This window comes from Bacillus sp. SIMBA_008 (assembly GCF_046535495.1).
GTDB classification, from domain to species: Bacteria; Bacillota; Bacilli; order Bacillales; family Bacillaceae; genus Bacillus; species Bacillus subtilis.
Genome location: NZ_JAWRWL010000618.1, coordinates 1 through 264 on the forward strand (window position 1 = coordinate 1; position 264 = coordinate 264).

Below are 264 nucleotides of genomic sequence, written 5' to 3' on the forward strand. Positions count from 1 at the left end.
TCGGCCGCGTAACCCGAGTCATCGACCGCGTTTGTCCACTGGTCGACACCGCCCGCACTGGCCTTGTACAGCGCCGTCGCCGCGGTGACCGTCTCGCGGCCGAAGATGATGCCCATCGACGCATCGCGGGACGCGCCGTCCATGTTGGAGTATGCCTTGGAGAGCTGCCCTGCGGCATTCTCCAGACCAAGGAAGGCGCCAGTCTTTACGTCATACATGGTCAGGCCGAGACGTTCGATCTCCGCTCGCGCTTGAGCAGATGGC

Annotated in this window: 1 protein-coding gene; it reads right to left on the reverse strand. The window is 64.0% G+C overall.

The window, feature by feature from the left end:
* The coding region (locus SB658_RS24670) for a hypothetical protein (protein ID WP_410603023.1) at positions 1 to 264 on the reverse strand (264 nt) is incomplete at both ends.